The 16,130-nt window shown below is 48.8% G+C and carries 11 protein-coding genes; 5 read left to right on the plus strand and 6 right to left on the minus strand.

The window, feature by feature from the left end; genetic code table 11:
• Positions 1 to 20: 20 nt before the first annotated feature.
• The 3 genes from ACSR9A_RS08655 to ACSR9A_RS08665 all read right to left on the minus strand — a co-directional run bounded on the left by ACSR9A_RS08655 (position 21) and on the right by ACSR9A_RS08665 (position 10,077).
• Positions 21 to 7,274 carry a 5'-nucleotidase C-terminal domain-containing protein gene (locus ACSR9A_RS08655; RefSeq protein WP_473756725.1) on the minus strand — a complete coding sequence of 2,418 codons (7,254 nt, stop codon included), beginning with the start codon at positions 7,272 to 7,274 and terminating at the stop codon, positions 21 to 23.
• Positions 7,275 to 7,832: 558 nt separating this feature from the next.
• Entirely contained in the window at positions 7,833 to 9,218 is a 1,386-nt protein-coding gene (gene fumC, locus ACSR9A_RS08660; RefSeq protein WP_341280960.1) for a class II fumarate hydratase, read from the minus strand.
• Positions 9,219 to 9,411: 193 nt separating this feature from the next.
• On the minus strand, positions 9,412 to 10,077 hold the full coding sequence (locus ACSR9A_RS08665; RefSeq protein WP_341280959.1) for a bifunctional 2-keto-4-hydroxyglutarate aldolase/2-keto-3-deoxy-6-phosphogluconate aldolase: 666 nt from the start codon (positions 10,075 to 10,077) through the stop codon (positions 9,412 to 9,414).
• Positions 10,078 to 10,366: 289 nt separating this feature from the next.
• Here ACSR9A_RS08665 and ACSR9A_RS08670 point away from each other — a divergent pair, with 289 nt between their 5' ends.
• The 3 genes from ACSR9A_RS08670 to ACSR9A_RS08680 all read left to right on the plus strand — a co-directional run bounded on the left by ACSR9A_RS08670 (position 10,367) and on the right by ACSR9A_RS08680 (position 11,858).
• Complete coding sequence (locus ACSR9A_RS08670; RefSeq protein ID WP_473756728.1) at positions 10,367 to 11,218, plus strand: collagen-like triple helix repeat-containing protein; 852 nt, start codon at positions 10,367 to 10,369, stop codon at positions 11,216 to 11,218.
• Between the two features lie 63 nt (positions 11,219 to 11,281).
• Positions 11,282 to 11,491, plus strand: a complete 210-nt coding sequence (locus ACSR9A_RS08675; RefSeq protein WP_341280957.1) for a hypothetical protein — start codon at positions 11,282 to 11,284, stop codon at positions 11,489 to 11,491.
• A gap of 145 nt (positions 11,492 to 11,636) precedes the next feature.
• Positions 11,637 to 11,858, plus strand: a complete 222-nt coding sequence (locus tag ACSR9A_RS08680) for a DUF2642 domain-containing protein (protein WP_341280956.1) — start codon at positions 11,637 to 11,639, stop codon at positions 11,856 to 11,858.
• 92 nt (positions 11,859 to 11,950) lie between these two features.
• On the opposite strand, the gene ACSR9A_RS08685 is transcribed toward ACSR9A_RS08680, so the two are convergent.
• Complete coding sequence (locus ACSR9A_RS08685) at positions 11,951 to 12,775, minus strand: TerC family protein (RefSeq protein WP_341280955.1); 825 nt, start codon at positions 12,773 to 12,775, stop codon at positions 11,951 to 11,953.
• Positions 12,776 to 12,790: 15 nt separating this feature from the next.
• A complete protein-coding gene (locus tag ACSR9A_RS08690) occupies positions 12,791 to 13,108 on the minus strand; it encodes a Dabb family protein (RefSeq protein WP_473756730.1) in 318 nt (105 codons plus the stop codon).
• 240 nt (positions 13,109 to 13,348) lie between these two features.
• Here ACSR9A_RS08690 and ACSR9A_RS08695 point away from each other — a divergent pair, with 240 nt between their 5' ends.
• Positions 13,349 to 14,023, plus strand: a complete 675-nt coding sequence (locus tag ACSR9A_RS08695) for a stalk domain-containing protein (protein WP_473756732.1) — start codon at positions 13,349 to 13,351, stop codon at positions 14,021 to 14,023.
• Positions 14,024 to 14,136: 113 nt separating this feature from the next.
• Here ACSR9A_RS08695 and tnpB read toward each other — a convergent pair whose 3' ends face one another.
• Entirely contained in the window at positions 14,137 to 15,225 is a 1,089-nt protein-coding gene (gene tnpB / locus ACSR9A_RS08700; RefSeq protein ID WP_473756733.1) for an IS200/IS605 family element RNA-guided endonuclease TnpB, read from the minus strand.
• Positions 15,226 to 15,576: 351 nt separating this feature from the next.
• On the opposite strand from tnpB, the gene ACSR9A_RS08705 reads away from it, so the two are divergent.
• Positions 15,577 to 16,107: a DUF2062 domain-containing protein gene (locus ACSR9A_RS08705; RefSeq protein WP_473756735.1), complete on the plus strand. Its 531-nt coding sequence runs from the start codon at positions 15,577 to 15,579 to the stop codon at positions 16,105 to 16,107.
• Positions 16,108 to 16,130: the final 23 nt, after the last annotated feature.

Consider the following 16,130-nt stretch of genomic DNA (forward strand, 5'->3'; position numbering starts at 1 on the left):
TTTCATTAAATGCCTTTTGCTTATTTGCTTGCTTCTGCGTATTTCGTTGCATTCAGCAGCAAGGTGACAACCTCAGCCCTCGTGGCCTTAGCATTTGGATTGAACTTATTGTTCGCCCCTTGTACAATGCCTGCTTTGGCTGCCGCAGCTACATAAGGAACTGCCCAAGCTGGAATTTCACTCGCATCGGCAAAATCTACCGTTGCCGCCGGATCAACTGGAATATCTAGTGCACGTACCATAATCGCCGTCATTTCAATACGGGTCAATGGATTGCTTGGACGGAACGTATTGTCCGCATAACCGCTAATGAGTCCCGCTTCCGACAGCTGCGCTACGAAGGAGCGTGCCCATACCGGAATCGCATCCACATCGCGGAAATTCGGTACTGACGTTGCATCTCCAAGCTTAAATGCACGGCTAACCATCGTTACAAACTCTGCACGAGTCGCATTCGCTTCAGGGCGGAATGTACCGTCTGTGAAGCCTTTTACAATCCCTTGCTCTACCGCTTGCTTAATCGACTGCTCTGCCCAGTGTCCCGTTACATCCTTCAGCTGAGCTGGAGTTGGCGTCGGGCTTGGATCTGGACTCGGAGATACAGAAGGTGTCGGGCTCGGGCTAGGAGTACTCGTTCCTGGATTGCTCGTCCCAGGAGTTCCTGTGCCCGGGTTTCCGGAACCTAGCAAATCGGTAATTCTGCCTTGAATGCCGATATCTACTGTACCGATTTTCGCCAAATATTCATTAAACACCTCATAGTCCACAAAATTCAGTTCATAGAAGCGGCCAGCGTCTTTCGCTGCTTTCATCGACAGATAGAAGTCTCCGCCATTTGCCATGAAGGAATTCGTCGCTACAATGTAATACGCATTTGGATCAAGCGCTACATATTCGCCTTGCTCATTCAGCACTTCTACTTTTACGATACGCTCGCCCTGCTGCGTCACAACACCGGTAACCGAGTTGTAAATTTCAGGCTTCTTCGTGGAATCGAAAGTATAGCGCATGCCCGCAACTTGCGGGAATCTGCCTTCTTCTGTCGTCGGCGTAGAGCCGCTGACGCCATTTTCAAGAGCAGCAGTGATTTCTGCACCTGTCATTTTCAGTGCCGTCAGATTGTTGCCAAATGGCATAACCGTCAGCAAATGGCCTAGTGTAATGTCGCCAGCAGGGATGGAATCACGGATTCCGCCTGCATTTTGAATCGTCACATAGCCGGCAATGCCCGCTTTGTCGATTAATGGGCTATTTTTCACCTTGTCCAGCATGCCATCCGCGATCAGGTTTCCAAGATTCGTTTCCTGTCTGCGCACGTTTTTACGAAGACCATCGAGTGCAACATCCGTTTTGCCAACAACCGTCTTCTGAAGCTCTGCGATTGGCGCTTTGAATTCTTCCAATTTCGCAGTATGTCCAGGATAAGCGTTGAACTTATAATTCGAGCCAATCTTCTCGTCTACATTAACCAGCTCGCCATTCCACACTACAAGCTCGCCTTGAGCGTCAAAAATCGCATCCAGCTTGCCTAGATATACGCCATATTCTCCCGTTTGTACAATCAAGGTAGAAGCTGCGTCAGCCGTCTTCTGATAAACAGTCGGCTCATTCAGCTGCGTATGCGAGTGACCGCCGACGATAATGTCTATGCCCTCAACTGCCGCTGCCAGCTTAAGATCCTCGCCGTAGCCCAAGTGGGACAGTACGATGATTTTGTTGACACCCTTCTGTTCCAGAGCTGCAACTGTTTCTCTTGTACTTTCCACATAGTCCTCAAATCTCACTTGTCCTGGAGAAGCAAGCAGCGCCGTATCCGGCGTTGTCAGCCCAATGATGCCAACTCCAACATCCCCACTGCCAAACTGCTTAATAATTGCCTTATGAATTTCCGCCTTGCGTTCATCGGATGACAAGGAATAAATAATATCATCATTAAACAAAGCATCAAGCTCTGCTTCGCCGCTGAAATCAACGTTCGAGCTGACAAATGGGAAGTTTGCCCCTCTAATAAATGCCGCCAGCGTCGCAGCATCCTTATCAAACTCATGGTTTCCGAACGTCATGGCATCGTATCTCATTTCATTCATGAACCAAAGATCAGCAAGTCCTTTAAATTGATTGAAATACAAAGTACCCGAGAATACATCGCCCGCATCCAGCAGCAAGGCATTTTCCTTCTCATTCTTCAGGCCCATCGCTGCGTTTATACGACGCGGGGCATTATCCAGATGTGCATGGGTATCGTTCGTATGAAGAACACGCAAATCGAATGCATTCTGCACATTGGTAATACGACCCTCTACCCCAATGTTCACCGTACCCACCTTGCTCAAATATTCATTGAACACTTCATAGTCTACAAAATTCAGTTCATAGAAGCGTCCAGCATCCTTCGCTGCCTTCATGGACAGATAGAAGTCGCCGCCATTTGCCATGAAAGAGTTGGTTGCTACGATATAATAAGCCTCTTTATCAATGTCAACATATTTGCCCTTGTCGTTCAGCACCTGAACCTTTAGGATACGTTGACCTTGCGAAGTAATTTCGCCGAGAACGGAGTTGTACATCTCCGCTTGCTTCGTCATATCATAGTAGAATTTCATGCCTGCCACTTGCGGGAATCTGCCTTCCTCGCTAACTGGCGTGGAGCCGCTGACGCCATTTTCGAGTGCAGCTATGATTTCACGTCCTGTCATTTTCAGCGCTGTCAAATTGTTGCCGAAAGGCATAACGGTAAGCAAATGACCAAGCGTAATGTCGCCTGCCGGAATCGAATCGCGAATTCCGCCTGCATTTTGAATCGTCACATAACCGGCAATGCCTGTTTTATCGATCAATGGGCTATTTTTCACCTTGTCCAGCATGCCGTCTGCAATCAGGTTACCTAGATTCGTTTCCTGTCTGCGCACGTTTTTGCGGAGTCCGTCTAACGCTACGTCAGTTTTGCCTACTACCGTTTTCTTCAGCTCAGCCAAAGGAGCGTTATACTCTGCTACTTTAGCTGCAGCAGTTGGATCAGCCGCAAATACATATTGCGAGTTAACCTGCTGATCTACATTCACCAGCTTGCCATCCCATGAGGTCAGCTTGCCTGCCGCATTGAATTTAACATCCAGTTGCCCCAAATTCACGCCATACTCGCCTGTTTGAACGATAAGCGTTGGATCTGCACTTAGGTTTTTACGATATACAAATGGTTCATTTAATTGCGTATGCGAGTGGCCGCCGACAATAATGTCAATGCCGTCCACCTCAGCCGCAAGATTCTGATCCTCGGTATAACCGATATGGGACAATGCGATAATTTTATTAATCCCGAGCGACTCCAGCTGTGCAACTGTCGCTTCTGCGCTTGCTTTCACATCGTTAAATACAACGTTGCCCGGGGATGCAAGCAATGCTGTATCCGGTGTCGTCAAGCCGAAAATACCAACCCGCTCGCCATCAACCTCTTTGATGATAGCCGGGTAGATTTTAGCATCATTCGCTGCGCCATCCACTTGTGGAATGCTATTAACGAATTTACTGCCAAGCTCTGCTTCACCGCTAAAATTCACATTCGCAGCAACGAATGGGAATTTCGCCCCACTAATGAACGCTGCCAGCGTCGCTGCATCCTTATCAAACTCGTGATTGCCGAATGTCATCGCATCATATTTCAGATAGTTCATGAACCACAGATCAGCAAGACCATGGAATTGATTGAAATAGAGCGTACCCGAGAACACATCGCCTGCATCAAGCAGCAGTGTATTGTCGTCGCGCAGGCTTTCAATTGCCGTCACGCGGCGCGCCATGTTATCCAGATGCGCATGTGTATCATTCGTGTGCAATACACGCAGTGAGAAATTGTCATTGCCGACAACCGGCTTGCTGCCAAGATCAAGCTGGGCAAGCAATGGATCATGGTCGCTGACGCGTCCCATTGAATCCGTAAAGTCAGCATTGACGTGTACCACTTCAATCGCCGAATAGTCTGTCAGAGCATCATTGACCAAAATATGGTCAAGCGTCTGGGAGTTGCCATCATAAATATAAGAGTAACGATCCTTTTCTGGCATTTCGTCTACAAGATTAGTCAAAACATCCTTCTTCAAAATATCAAGCGTCTTCGAAAACTGGAAGTCATTCAGATCGCCTAACACCGTTACATTAACATTCGGATCACTAGCTACAAGCTGCGATACGAAGGAATTTACGATTCCAGCTTGCAGAGCACGCTGTGTTTCACTGCTGCGGATAACCGGCTGGATCGTTCCCCAAGGAAGACCGTCTCCACCTTTGGAATTAAAGTGGTTCGCGATAACTACAATACGTTTACCTTGGAAGTTAAATTCTGCGGCAAGCGGCTTACGCGAAGCATTAAAGGCAACGTCCGTCGGGCTGATTCGGCCCGGATTCACAGACAGGCTGCCATCCCCTTTCACCTGTACAGCAGTTGTTGAGTCGCCTTTCGTTCCAGTCGCAAGTGTTACCCGCGCTGTGTTATACAAGTACCCTACACGGATATTTCCGCCCGGAGCTCCGCCATCCAGCCCGTCTACTGGAGCAATGTCCGTGTAGGCATAGGTTGGCCCGCCTTTAGTAACAACAGCGTCGATTAATGCTTGGAAGCTTTGGCTCGCATCCGTTACACCGTTGTTTGTTTCGCCATTATTATCTTGAACCTCCATAAGACCAATAATGTCAGGAGTCTTGAGGTTGTTTACGATAATGCCGCCGATTTTTGCAGCTTTAGCCGTCTGGCTGCTGCTGAAATTTTCTACGTTGAACGTAGCAATCGTCAGCTTATCAGCTGCTGCAACCGTAGTCGCAACACCTTGTGCACGCGATGAATACGTAATAGCTGGCAACGTGCCATCAGGAATGAGCTTGAACAAATTGCTCGTATAATTCAAAACACCTGTAATCGGAGCATTAAATTGGTCGCCTGTTTTAATATCCTGACCGGCCGGCTTTGCCGCGATATACAATTTTTGTGGATTCAGGCTGCTGTCGAATGGCTGCGTGCCATCACCTGTAAGCACAATGCCGCCTGCATCGGTTTTAATCGGATTGTTAGCGCCATTATCGAAAGTCACTGGCGTAACCGAGTTAGCATAAGGGCCAGTAATGCGGGCATCATTCAACTGAATGCGCATGCCTTCCAGGCTTTCGAAGAAATCAATCGCATCGCCATCGGGATTAAATGCTCCGAAGCTATCGGTATCAATGACGTTCGGGACGATACGTCCATTTGTACCGAGTACAATCGGCGAAGGTAATGGCTGCGAAGGCAAGCCCTTCGTAATGGTTGTCGCTGTAATTTGCGTGACTGTCAGAGCAGGGCTAGTCCCAAACTCTACAACCGTACCATCAACCGTTACCATATCTCCCACTTGAGCGCCGTGCGCCGCTTTATACACTTGAATCGCCTCTGAGGTAGCAGGATCGTTATCGATGCTGCTGTCTGGCTCCTGCATGTAGAAGCTGTTCGTGCTTACCGATGTGACGATACCGGAAACATTGGTCACCGCTACATTTTCATAAATGGAACGATGGGTTTTGCCTTGAATCGTATGAATTTTGATGCCGTCTGTATTTTGCAGCACCGTATACTCGAATGTGTATACAGAGCTCGTCTCAGCACCCGCTACTACGATTGCTTTGATCGTTGTATCAGCATTAATTGTTATTGGAGCGCTGTATACCGGGCTTGCAGATGTCGGTGTTGATCCATCCGTCGTAAAATGAATAACTCCGCCATTCATTAGCGTACTAAGCTCTACCGTTCCACCAGCCGCAATGCCGCCAGAAGGTAGGCTTGACGTAACGGAAAGCTTGCGCTCCACAATGTCGGATGAGCCTCTTGGAACAAGCTCAAGGCCCACGCCTGTGTAATAAGTCATTACGCCTGTCACTTGCTCAAACGTTTTGTTCAGCGCGAATGCCGTATCGGAGGAATAAATCGCGATCTCTTGGCTGCTGGCCGCATCCGTTGCAAAGAATACACCGCTTGCCGCGCGCTTAATGGTTACATTATTGATTTGCACCAAACGGCCTTCGGATTGATTCCGCACTGCGTCACTCGTACCGAAAGACGTCGAAGTAATGACGGTCGGCTCAGGAACCCCGCTTTGGCCATTAATCATGACATAACCGCCTGTTACCAGATCAGTGTCCAGCTGCAGTAAGCCATTGTACAGCGAAGTTTGACCATAAACTTCAACGTCATCCCCTGGCTGTGCACCTGAATCCGTTCCTCTAACAATGACTGCAGAATTGGCATCCTGAACAAACAAATTCACTTTGCCGCCAGATTCTGTGCGATGGGAAACTGTCCCTTGCGTTACAACCTTCGAGCCTACCGCTGCGCTGCGCACATCCGAAATCGCAACGGGCGTAAGGTTTGCTATTGTATAAGAGAATTCAGTCAGGCCAGCCATTGTGCCTTCTGTATTTTTCACATACGCATGAAGCGTCATTGGAGCTGTAACTCCGATAGGCGAAGCATAAGCTGCAAAATTTTCCGGAGCAACCGGTGCATCCGGGCTGTAGACACTGTAATAAACGCTGTAGCCAACCGTTGCTGTAGACAAGGTTACATACGTTCCTGCTGGAACCTCGCCTCCCGCCGGACTAGCCGAAACGCTTGCAACCGCGCCGTAAGAAGAGTTTCTAGGGCTTGGTGCAGCTACCGTAAAGTCAGCGTTATTGTTATCCGTATCCAGCGCCCGATCACCCGGATTCATCGCTTTGCGGATAGCCGCTAATGCAGCACCCAGGTCGCCAGTTGGCGTACCCTCTCCACCAGTCGCCGTCGAACCATAGGCAACTAGATCTACTACTGCGCTGCTTGCATCAAGAAGTCTAACTTTACCAGCGGTACCGCCCATATTCAGCGAACCAATGGCATCTGGCGATTCCAGATTAGCAGCCGTCGCGCTCGTTCCCGCCGCCTCTTGAATAAGGAAATAGCCTTTAGCGGCAATCGTACCGCTAAAATTGTGTACATTTGTATTCGGTGTAAAGGCCCCTGTAGCCGAAGCATACTGCACACTCCAGCCCGCAAGGGAAATTGGTGAATCCGTTGGATTATATAATTCAATAAAGTCCTGTTTAATTGGCGCGCCACCATTGCCGCCGCCACCATACACTTGTGAAATGACAATGTTGTCATTGCTCACGGCCGCTTGCACAGGCGCACCAAAACCACCCAATATCGTTCCTACAAGCAAAATAGCAGCCAAAAATAGGCTGACTGGCCGCTTGAACGCCTGAAACTTTCGTCTCATAGACAGTCTCCCCTTTTTTCCTAGGATAATCCCATACATAGTTCTTTTCTCTCACATATATATGACATTAATATCATTTTGTCGAATCTTGTTGTCATTTCGTGCAATAAACCGGGTAAACATGCGAAAAATCCACAACGAATTTACTTTTTGTGCATTTTTCATCGATCAACTCCTTATCAAAATTTCATATAAACATAAATCAATGAAAAAAAGAAACCTTTTTATCTCTATTTAATATTTAATATAAAGTAGAGTAGAGCTATTGTAAACATTTTGACAAAAAAATATTGTTAAGCTATCTTTAATTGTCATCTAAATTTACATTGTCTTAACATTCAGCCGTGAAAATGAATATAATATCTTAACATTCCGCTAATGATCCACTCGTTTGATCATATGCCCGGCACAAAAGTAAACATATGTTCAATAATAAAAATAGAAAAGAACCTCTGATATCCCACATTTCTTAGGACATCAAAGGCTCTTTTCTATACTTATTCGATTTTCCTTATAGAACAAACTAAGTTAGTGGAGCTAGTGCCGCTGATACTCCGCTTAGCGTTTGCCGATCATTGCTTCCGGCTTCACAAACTCATCGAACTGCTCGGACGTCAGGAGACCGCTGGCAATCGCCGATTCTTTCAGCGTCAGCCCTTTTTTATGCGCGTTTTTCGCAATGGCTGCTGCATTCTCATAGCCAATATGCGGATTAAGCGCGGTTACGAGCATGAGCGATTGATCGAGATTACGCTTGATTACAGCTTCGTTCGGCTCAATGCCAACCGCACAGTTGTCATTGAAGGAAATCATGCCGTCCGCCATCAAAGCAACGGATTGCAGGAAGTTGTAGATAATAACTGGCTTGAACACGTTCAGCTCAAAATTGCCTTGGCTCGCCGCAAATGCAATCGTCGCATCGTTGCCGATTACTTGGCAAACCGCCATCGTAATGGCTTCGCTTTGCGTCGGATTTACTTTACCTGGCATAATGGAGCTACCCGGTTCATTTTCAGGAATCGAGATTTCACCAATACCGCAGCGCGGGCCGCTGGCCAGCCATCTAACATCATTGGCGATCTTCATCAAATCAGCCGCCAGCGCTTTAACCGCACCGTGTGTGTAGACGATTTGGTCGTGGCTTGTCAGCGAGTGGAATTTATTTTCCGCTGTAATAAACGTTTTGCCTGTAAGTGTCGTCACTTCCGCCGCTACCTGCACCGCGAAATCCGGATGCGCGTTAAGGCCTGTACCTACCGCTGTGCCGCCAAGCGCCAGCTCGCGCATTTCGTCAACGCTTTGCACGATCATTTTGCGCGTTTTAGTCAGCATTGCGTACCAGCCGCTAATCTCTTGGCCAAGTGTAATCGGAGTTGCGTCCTGTAAATGCGTACGGCCGATTTTCACAATATCGTTGAAACGCTCCGCCTTGTCCTGGAGCGTTCTTGCCAGCACATCAATAGCCGGAATCAGGCGCTGCTCCACCGCTACTACGCCAGCAATATGCAGCGCTGCCGGGAATGTATCGTTCGAGCTTTGGGAGCGGTTGACATCATCATTCGGATGAATGCGAACGGCGCTGCCGCGCTCCTCAAGCAGTTGGTTGGCGCGAAACGCTACAACCTCATTGACGTTCATATTCGTTTGTGTACCGCTGCCCGTCTGCCAAACGACAAGCGGGAAATGCTCATCCCAGCGGCCTGTCAAAATTTCATCTACCGCTTCACCGATAGCAGCAGATTTCTCCGCATCCAGCACACCGAGCTTTTCATTGGCGATTGCTGCAGCTTTTTTGATAATAGCCATGGCATGAACGACCTCAATCGGCATCCGCTCTCCGCTGATTTTGAAGTTTTGCAAGCTGCGCTGCGTTTGAGCGCCCCACAGCTTGTCCGCAGGAACCTGAATTTCACCCATTGTGTCCTTCTCAATCCGATATTCCATCTTTTAAGTAGCCTCCTTCAAAATCTTGAACAACCTACTCCTACTTTATCAAACGCAAACAGCTTTCGCCATCCATATGCGTCAAAAGCACCTCAATTGCTTGCGATAAGGCTGCCCGTTCGCCTTGCAGAGGCTGCTTTCCGCCGCTTTTCGCTAATGCGCTTTCATAAAAAGCAGTGGCGAGAGGTGAAATTTAGCGCTTCGCGCTGCGGTAAGCTTCGATATAAGCGCGTGCCTTCGCTTCAATTAAGGAGTAATCGCCTGTTTTCACAGCTTCCTTCGTCAAATCGGAGCCAATGCCAACCGCAACCGCGCCCGCCTTTACCCATTCGCCGAGGTTATCCAACGATACGCCGCCGGTCGGCATCACATTTGCCTGCGGCAAAGGTCCTTTAATCGAAGGAATAACGCTTGGCGAGTACAGATTGCCAGGGAACAGCTTCACGACATCAACACCCAGCTCCAGCGCATGCTGAATTTCATTGACGGTCATCGTGCCTGGCATAACCGGAATTGCATAACGATGGCATAGCTTTATAGTATCAGGGTTAAGTGCCGGGGAAACGACAAATTCCGCGCCGCTCAAAATCGCCGCGCGCGCCGATTCCGGATCAAGCACCGTTCCCACTCCGATAATAGCAAATTGATCCGATTGCGGGTCCGCATCCACCGAATATTCCTTGCTGAGCTGCTCGATTGCCCGAAGCGCAAACGGTACGGTCAGCGTAATTTCAATCGCTTTAATACCACCTTTTATCGCATGGCGGGACATTTCTACAACTTCCTCCGCCGAATCAGCGCGAAGCACAGCGACAACGCCAGCATCTACAATTTGTTGAAGCACCTTGATTTTCTTCACAGGTACAGCCTCCCCTAATGTTCATATTTGTACGAAAAAGTACGATGTTTGCCGTTTTAATTATATGCCTTTCTCGCCCGCTCGGCAATCCATGACAGGCAATTGTCAAATTGTGCGCAAAAATAGGGAGCTACCTAGTCCCATCTGCTTGGTTACCGGATACATATATAGTAAGGTGAAACGACTGTCGCAATCCTTTAGCGGCGCGGCGCGTTTCAGCCCGAGAAATATAGAAAAAGGATAACATTATGCTTTCCTATATTTTAAATAAAAAATGGGAGGATACGCCATGATTTCCTTTCTTAAGCCTCCTCCGCGCAGGAGCAAGCTGACGTCGCCTACACTTAAACGCCGCAAGCGTCGTAAAATCAGAAAAAGACTGCGTCCAAAACCGTCCCCATGCATACGCAAACGTAAAAAGCTTCGCAAGCTGGCTCGACCTTCTTTCGGCTGCTCTGCCCGCCGACGTTTTCATAAGCATTGCAAGGTTTATCGCTTTACGCCAGCGCAGTCTCAAGGAGCCCCTAAGCCGCGTATTTCTTACGGCTGCATCGGCTCGCGCGGCTTTCGCGGGCCTGCCGGGCCTCCGGGGGAACCCGGGGCCCAAGGCATCGCCGGCGCGTCCGGGCCAGCCGGACCGCAAGGCGCAGCTGGCTCGCCGGGCGCACGCGGCGAGCCTGGAGTGCCCGGCGAGCAAGGCGCGCCGGGCACAATCGGCCTTGCAGGCCCCGCCGGCATCGCGGGGCCTGCCGGCCCTGCCGGAGCCGCCGGGCCAGCTGGCGCTCCCGGCGCGCAGGGCCTGCCCGGCGAGCCAGGGCCGCCGGGCGTGCAGGGCGAAGCCGGCCCCGCCGGTATCCCCGGCCCGGCAGGAGCGCCGGGAGCCGCCGGCGCCCCAGGGCCAGCCGGGCCCCAGGGCCCTCCCGGCACCTCGGGAAATGTCGATTTCACCGAGCTGCTTGCTGTACTTACCGGCTTCCTCGATGCCGGGACACTCATTACCGTCATGACTGCCGGACAGCCGACAGGCTTTGCTGGAACCGTGCTTAGTCTGGAGCAGACGCTTGCAAGCTTCACCACTTCTGCCCAGTCGGTTATGATCATCCCGCTGGCCCACATTACGAATATAGAAGCCCTGAGCTGAGGCCATGGCTTCAGAAGCGGTTTTGGCCCGTCCCGGCAAAGCCGAAAAGGAGGAAAGGAGCTCATGGCTACTACGCTTTCGGGTGATTTAATTCCCTTGATTGGCAAAGAGGTGTCCGTGATGACCAATGGCTATTTTCAGCTTGCAGTCGTCGGAACGCTGAATCGGGTTGGAAATGATTATATTCTCGTCTCGTTTGAGCAGGATAATTTTTTGTATGAACTGCGCATTTTCTTCGTCAACATTATTTACGTGCATGAAAATCCAGTTTAACAAGCACAGACGACTTTGCTATCCTTCGACTTTGCTATCCTTTTTGAGGCACGGCGCGTTTCACGGAGGAATAAAGGCCTAGTTATAAGCCGCACATTTTTTAATTTCTATATTCTTTTATATCCTTAAAAAGGAGGGGCCCTTGATGGCTATCGAATCCACGGCCAAGCATATTATTCCCGGAAGCCCTCTCTCCACCGTACTCAGCGAGAACAAAGGCAATCCCATAACGGTTAATACGACGGCTGGCAGCAGCGTAAGTGGACAGTTTACCGATTACACTGCCTCCTATCTCGTTATTACGACTGCTCCGTCAACCACCTTATACGTGATGGTGGAGGAAATCGTTAGCTTTTCCTTCTCCTAATGCCCTATCTATGTCAGTAAAAAGGAGCCACCCACGCAGCACTAGCTGTGTAGATGGCTCCCTTTGTTCTTTTATTTGGTCATTCTATTTGCTTAACCCGTATGTTTATCCAGGTTTGGGGCTTTGCCCGCACCATCTCCATGCTCGCCTTCCACTTTACTGCGGCCCGACAAGAACCAACCAACTACAGCGATCAGGACGAGTACGATGTAGAAGGTCGCTTTCCATAAAGAGCCTTCTACAAAATCATGCGACAGCCAGTGAATCGATGGATGCGCCATCGTGTGAACAGCCAGCTTGACGCCGACCCAGCCCACGATAACGAATGCTGTCAGCTCAAGCGCTGGACGGGAATGCAACAGCTTCACGAAATAGTTTGCCGCGAAACGCATAATGACAAGCCCGATAAAGCCGCCGAGGAAAATAACGATAAACTGTCCGCCGTCCATGCCGCCGATTGGCTTCAGACCACTTGGAGGCAGGGCGACAGCCAAAGCTACCGCTGCTAAAATGGAATCGATCGCAAAGGCGATGTCGGCGATTTCGACCTTCAGAACAGTCCACCAGAAGCCAGCCTTGGAGTTTTTCTTCTCCTTCTGCTCCTCAGTCTCCTCTTCCTCTTCGCTCTCTTTAGACCTTCGTAAAAACTTAATTATATTGCTTATTGAAATAAATAAGAGATACAGCGCTCCGAGTGCCTGAATTTGCCATACATTCACAAGCAGCGAGATAACGAACAAGGAGGCTAGACGGAAAATAAATGCGCCGAACAACCCGTAAAACAGCGCCTTCTTCCGGCTTTTCTCATCAAGATGTTTAACCATTACAGCTAGCACAAGCGCATTATCTGCTGCCAGCAAACCCTCCAGAACAACCAAGACCACTAATACCCAGCCATATTCCAACAGCAATTCCAACGTTGTCTCCTCCTTCTAAACGACCGTAACGTGTTTCTGATAATCAATTTCCAGGAATTTCTCTACTTCCGTAACCCAGCGCTCCTCGACAAACTTCACATGCAGCGGATGCGCATTATAGGCTTCGTAATCTTCGTTGCTCTCGAATACCATGGAGAAGCCAAAACGATAATCGTTTTTAGGGCTAACCTGCAAATACACCTGAAAATCGCGAACGACCGGGATAGCACTCAAAATCGTACGTCCATCCTCCAGAAAACGCTGCTCTTCATCCGAGCCCTCTGCATGCTTCAAACTAAAAATAACCGAATGCTGAATCCAAACACCTGACATTTGTCTCCTCCTTATCATGTTCCGTTTCTATTCCTATTAACCACATTTCTCCTTCCTTGTACGTGGCATGTACGCAACGCGTTTCAAAAACAAATCCATTTCTAGAGACTTATTTTTAAAGGAAAATAGTCCCATTAAGCTTGTCCCTCTGTTGCAGCGCACCTATAATAGGGTAAGCATTTCCAAGCTTCAGTTATGCGAACTATCATTTTCCAAACCAGAACAGGAGAGTGGCCTATTTTGAAAAAGCTTACGATAGCTGTAATTCTTGGCACAACGATTGTTGCAAGCATGGCAACTGGTGCTTACGGAGCTACAAAACTTCAAGAAATTAAAGCCTATTTGAATAAAGACATTTCTTTCAAGGTAGATGGCAAGCCGGTGCAGCTCCGGGACGGCAGCAATAATACAGTTGTTCCAATTAGCTACAAAGGCACAACCTACCTTCCGGTAAGATCGATTTCCGACGCGCTTGGCGTTGCTGTCGACTATGACAGCAAGACGCAAATGATTCAGCTAGGCGAAAAGGTAGAGGGCGTTGCAATCTCAAGCTCCATGACGACCAATATGTACCGCACGAAGGATGCTGCGCAAACGACCTATAACGGCAAAGATTACAAGGAAGCCATATTCGATAACGCAGAAGGTGCCCGTTCAAGCTCATTCATTTTGGAGCCTAAGAAAAAATACCAAAAGCTGTACCTTCAAATCGCAGCCGTTGGTCAGGACCTCGGCAAGCTGACGGTGAAAGACACGGATACCGATACGATTTTGAAAACGACGGAAATTAACGTTGCCGATGGGCTCGTTACGGTTGAAGTAGAAATCGGCGGTGCAAACCAGCTGTATATTTATGCCGATGCCAAAGAGGATGGAGCCGTATTCGTTCCGCTTACAACGTCCTATTACAATTGAACGCTCCCCCACTTAGCTAACGCTTGAAGTGGGAGATTCTTGGGTAGTTGCCTCTAACGAAGCAAAATAGACCAAGCGATCCCTGCGGTTCCCGCAGTTCATGGCGTTGTCGTTTATACGGCAACATCTTTAATATTGTGTGCGGCATTTTCATCCCGATCATGAACCGTACCACATGACGGGCATTTCCACTGTCGCACACAAAGGTTTTTCACTTCTTTATGGATGAATCCACACCCATGACACCTTTGGCTCGTCGGGGCAAATGGGGCTGCGAACTTCACGATCCGTCCGTACCACTGCGATTTATACGATAACTGTCGTTCGAATTCGCCCCAGGACGCATCACTAATGGCTTTGGCTAACCTATGGTTTTTAAGCATGCTTGTCACATTTAAGTCTTCGATGCTGATGGTTTGGTTTTCACGAATCAGCTTCGTTGTGAGTTGATGCAAAAAATCATGACGAACATTTGCAATCTTTTCATGAATGTGGGCGGCTTTGTTTTTAGCTTTTTGCCAATTTGAGCCGCCTTTTGTGCGGCGAGCCATGCGGCGCTGCCACATCGCCAACCGATTTTCGTGCTTTCGGAACGCTTTAGGATGGGCAACCCGCATGCCATCGGAGCCTACAGCAAAGTCTTTGAGTCCTAAGTCAATTCCGATATGTTTGTCGGTTTGCGGCAACGATTGAACGTCGACTTCACAGACGATGGATACGAAATATTTACCCGCCGCGTTTCGCCTAACCGTTGCAGATAGGATGCGCCCTTCTGTCGCCCTGGAGTTTGCAAAGCGAATCCAGCCCAATTTCGGAAGCTTGAGCTGATCCCCTTTAATCGCTAGATTGCCATTCGTATATTTGGTGGTGTAGCTTTGAACGGGATGCTTACGGCTCTTAAAACGTGGAGCCTGATTTTGTTTCTTAAAAAATCGATCAAAGCTATCCGCCACGTTTCGAACGGCTGATTGCAGCGCGATACTATCGGCATCTTTCAACCACTCATAGTCTTTTTTGAGGGAAGGAAGCTCAGTGGCACAGGTGTTATAGGATAATCCTTTGCCTGTTGCCGTATAGGTACCTTTCCATAAGCCCAAGAAATAATTGAATACAAAACGGCAACAGCCAAACATCTGATGAATTAGCCTTTGTTGTTCTTCATTCGGATAAATCCGATATTTATAAGCTTTATGTACCAACACGAGACCCTCCTCCTTCCCTATATGTTCTTATCATTATAGCACATACGTTCGTAAAACGTCCAAAAATGGCCGATTCATCCCCTCTCTGTAGAGAAAGGAGTCTTCTCGGCTTTTGTTGATAAAACCTCTCAAGGTGAAACGCACTGTCCTCTGGCGACACAGTGCGTTTCAGTCCGAGAAAAACAAGCCTCTGTTCTCGCTGCTGCAGCGCATTCAGAGGCTTGTTTTTCGTTGCTGTGCTTTTTTGTCTCTTTTTGACGAAAACACAGCGGGCACAAGCTGTAGCAGCCTTTGTTCCACCCTGCGAATATGATATGATACATTCATCATATAAGCTGGGAGCCGTTCATCGTGAGAACAAAAATGTTGCGGAAATTCAAATATTATTGCTTGCGCCTGCTCCGTATAAAAAAAAGCGACCATGTCGTTGCGCTTGGCAGCGTACTGGGCTTTCTGCACTGCTGGTTTCCGACTTTTATCGTCGGACTGCCGATCTCCCTGCTGCTGACTCGGCTGCTGCGCGGCAATCTGGCCGCCTGCGTTATTTTTTCAACGATTGGCTCTTTTACTTGGCCGGGACTGTTTTATTTGAATTACAAAGTCGGATTTTGGCTGAACCGCCTCGTAGGGGCTCCAGCCGCCGATCATCCCGCCCATGCGGCCAATGCCGTTGCGCCACCGATTACACATAAGGCGGGGCATTTTGCTTCCTTCGGCCATCTGGGCATGAATTTTCTGATTGGCTCCATCGTGAACAGCATTGTGTTTTCTTTACTTGGCTATTTTGTCATCCGCTTTATCCTGAGACGCTACAGACCAACTCTCGTCACCAAGCTCAAAAGCCAAGGCAAGGGTGTTCGAGGCAGTCTATCTGCCGGTTAAGAGCGCCCTCTGCAGCTCACACT

Source organism: Paenibacillus sp. R-74696 (assembly GCF_055814915.1).

What these genes read in the sequence shown, in the direction of transcription:
- ACSR9A_RS08655 (WP_473756725.1), bottom strand. Translation starts at nt 7,274, where the DNA reads ATGAGACGAAAGTTTCAGGCGTTCAAGCGGCCAGTCAGCCTATTTTTG.
- fumC (WP_341280960.1), bottom strand. Translation starts at nt 9,218, where the DNA reads ATGGAATATCGGATTGAGAAGGACACAATGGGTGAAATTCAGGTTCCT.
- ACSR9A_RS08670 (WP_473756728.1), top strand. Translation starts at nt 10,367, where the DNA reads ATGATTTCCTTTCTTAAGCCTCCTCCGCGCAGGAGCAAGCTGACGTCG.
- ACSR9A_RS08675 (WP_341280957.1), top strand. Translation starts at nt 11,282, where the DNA reads ATGGCTACTACGCTTTCGGGTGATTTAATTCCCTTGATTGGCAAAGAG.
- ACSR9A_RS08680 (WP_341280956.1), top strand. Translation starts at nt 11,637, where the DNA reads ATGGCTATCGAATCCACGGCCAAGCATATTATTCCCGGAAGCCCTCTC.
- ACSR9A_RS08690 (WP_473756730.1), bottom strand. Translation starts at nt 13,108, where the DNA reads ATGTCAGGTGTTTGGATTCAGCATTCGGTTATTTTTAGTTTGAAGCAT.